The following is a 2,933-nucleotide window of genomic DNA, read 5'->3' as shown; positions in this document are numbered from 1 at the left end:
GGAGAGGCAGCTCACGGCGGAGCTGAAGAAGGTCCGGGGCAAGGAGGGCATTCTCTTCCGGCTGGCGGACGCGGCGATCGGCAAGCCGGACGAGATCGTGCGTACGGCGCTGTATCCGGTGGTCGGGGAGAAGACGCTGCGCGACCTGGTGGCCGAGGCGAAGGCGAACGAGAAGGTGTTCAAGGCCAAGGTCCGCACCACGCTGCGCTCGTCGTACAGCTCGTACTACCGGCAGATGCTGCCGCCGCTGCTGCGGACGCTGGGCTTCAGGTGCAACAACACCGCCTACCGGCCGGTGATGGACGCGCTTGCGCTGCTGGAGAGGTACGCCGACATCGATGGCAAGACGCGCTTCTACGACGCCGGCGATGTGGTGCCGATGGACGGCGTCGTACGCAAGGACTGGCGCGAGGCCGTCGTGGACGACAAGGGCAGGGTCGAGCGGATCCCGTACGAGCTGTGCGTCCTGGTCGCGCTGCGGGATGCGATCCGCCGCCGCGAGATCTACATCGAGGGCGGCCTGCGCTGGCGCAACCCGGAGGACGACCTGCCCGGCGACTTCGATGCCACCCGCACCGTGCACTACGCGGCGATCCGCCAGCCCCAGGACCCCGCCGAGTTCATCACCGACCTGAGGCGGCGGATGACGGAGGCTCTGGACCGGCTGTCCGGGGCGCTTGCGGACGGCTCGGCGGGCGGGGTGAAGGTCACCACCCGCAAGGGTGAGCCGTGGATCACCGTGCCGAAGCCGGAGAAGCTGGACGAGCCCACTGGCCTGGAGGCGCTGAAGGAGGAGGTCGTACGCCGCTGGGGTGTGCTCGACCTGCTGGACGTGCTGAAGAACGCCGACTTCCTCACCGGCTTCACCGATGAGTTCTCCTCGGTGGCCGCGTACGAGCGCATCGACCGCGCCACGCTCCAGCGCCGCCTGCTGCTCGCGCTGTTCGCGCTGGGCACCAACATGGGCATCCGGGCGATCGTAGCGACCGGCGAGCACAGCGAGACTGAGGCCGCCCTGCGGCACGTGCGCCGGCACTTCATCACCGTCGACAACCTGCGCGCCGCCGTCACCCGCCTGGTCAACGCCACCTTCGCCACCCGGGATGCCGCCTGGTGGGGGCAGGGCACCGCGTGCGCGTCGGACTCGAAGAAGTTCGGGTCCTGGTCGTCCAACTTCATGACCGAGTACCACGCCCGCTACGGCGGCAACGGCGTGATGATCTACTGGCACGTGGAGAAGAAGAACGTCTGCATCTACTCCCAGCTCAAGAGCTGTTCGTCGTCCGAGGTCGCAGCGATGATCGAGGGACTGCTGCGGCACTGCACGGACGCCGAGATCGAGTCGAACTACGTCGACACCCACGGCGCCTCGGTCGTCGGGTTCGCCTTCACCGAGCTGCTGAACTTCCGGCTGCTGCCGAGGCTGAAGAACATCGGCAGCATCCGCCTGTACCGCCCGGACGACGCCCCGCCCGGCTGGCCGGCGCTCGGCGGCTCGCTGACCCGGCCCATCAAGTGGGACCTGATCGCCCAGCAGTACGACCAGATGGTCAAGTACGCCACCGCGCTGCGGCTGGGGACGGCGGAGGCCGAGCAGGTGCTGCGACGCTTCACCCGCGGCGGTCCCAAGCACCCCACCTACGCCGCCCTCGAAGAACTGGGCCGCGCCGTGCGCACGGTCTTCGCCTGCGACTACCTGGCCTCTCCCGGCCTGCGCCGGGAGATCCACGGCGGCTTGCAGGTCGTGGAGAACTGGAACAGCGCGAACACCGTGCTGCACTACGGCAAGGACGGCGCCCTGACCGGCCCGGACAAGGAACACGCCGAGACCTCGATGCTCGCATTGCACCTGCTCCAGTCCGCTCTGGTGCACGTCAACACGCTGCTCCTCCAGCAGGTCCTGGCCGAGCCGAAGTGGGCAACGAGGCTCTCGGATGAGGACCGGCGCGGCCTGACCGCGCTGTTCTGGTCCAACGTCAACCCGTACGGCACCTTCCGCCTGGAGATGGACAAGCGCCTGGACCTCGGCCTGCCCACCGTGCCCCGACCCCGTACACCGGCGCCTGCCGGCGCCCACCCCGCCCCGGAGCCCCACCATGCCCGCTGAACAGATCGGACGCTGGACCAGCATCGATGACACCCTGCACCTCACCGAGCACGGCGGCCCGGATACCGCGCTCGCGCTGGCGTGCAGCCTGTACGCCCTCAACGAGGTCTCCTCCGGTGTCGAGCCGGCCCCGGCCGCCGCGCGGCTGATCGTCGCCCGCTCGGACGGCACCCCGCTGGGTGTTCTGGCCCTCGACGAGCAGGACGCCGAGATCCTGGCCAGGCGCGTCCACGCGATGTCGGCCGACCGCTACGGGAGGGTCTTCGCCGAGGACCTGGCCGAACTCCTCCGCCGGTACCGGCAGTGAGCACCGGCGACCCCGGGACCGGCCGCGGCCGTGTACGGCACCCGGACGGGCCGTCCGGCCGCGGCTCCTCGACGAGGTGTGGCTCTACGCGGCGTGGGCCGCATCGGCAAACGGCTGAGCCGACCGCGTGGTCTCCCCGTGGCGAGGCGCGCCGAATCTACTTCTCCGCTCCGGGACCTTGCGACCTCCCTAGAATCTGCTCACATGCTCACAAATGCGGTGAAATCAACATTGGCCTGTACGGTCAACGGCCGGGAGGTGTCCCTCACGTTGGATCCCCGGGAGTCCCTCCTGGACGTGCTGCGCGAGCGGCTCGCGCTGACCGGCACGAAGAAGGGGTGCGACCAGGGCCACTGCGGCGCGTGCACGGTGCACGTGGACGGGCGGCGGGTGCTGTCCTGCCTGACTCCCGCGGTGCAGGTCTCGGGATGCTCTTATGGATGTCAAGCAGCGGTTGCGAGGTGCCTTGGGGTCGCTGCGGTGGCGTTGGTGATGGTGAGGACGTGGTAGATCTCGCGG

At 69.3% G+C, this 2,933-nt stretch carries 3 protein-coding genes; all 3 read left to right on the top strand.

The genetic code is table 11. The features are described 5' to 3' along the window. The coding region (locus I003_RS33855) for a Tn3 family transposase (RefSeq protein WP_037722198.1) at positions 1 to 2,107 on the top strand (2,107 nt) is incomplete at its 5' end. Beyond that, positions 2,097 to 2,414, top strand: coding sequence for a hypothetical protein (locus tag I003_RS34375; RefSeq protein WP_027774692.1), 318 nt, complete (start codon positions 2,097 to 2,099; stop codon positions 2,412 to 2,414). The genes I003_RS33855 and I003_RS34375, both read left to right, overlap by 11 nt. A 204-nt stretch (positions 2,415 to 2,618) precedes the next feature. Continuing rightward, positions 2,619 to 2,924, top strand: a complete 306-nt coding sequence (locus tag I003_RS37200) for a (2Fe-2S)-binding protein (protein ID WP_486584463.1) — start codon at positions 2,619 to 2,621, stop codon at positions 2,922 to 2,924. The last annotated feature ends 9 nt before the right edge of the window (positions 2,925 to 2,933 follow it).

The organism is Streptomyces sp. CNQ329 (genome assembly GCF_000482585.1).
Note: the sequence above shows the minus strand (reverse complement) of the source record. Positions and strands in the feature narration are given on the sequence as shown.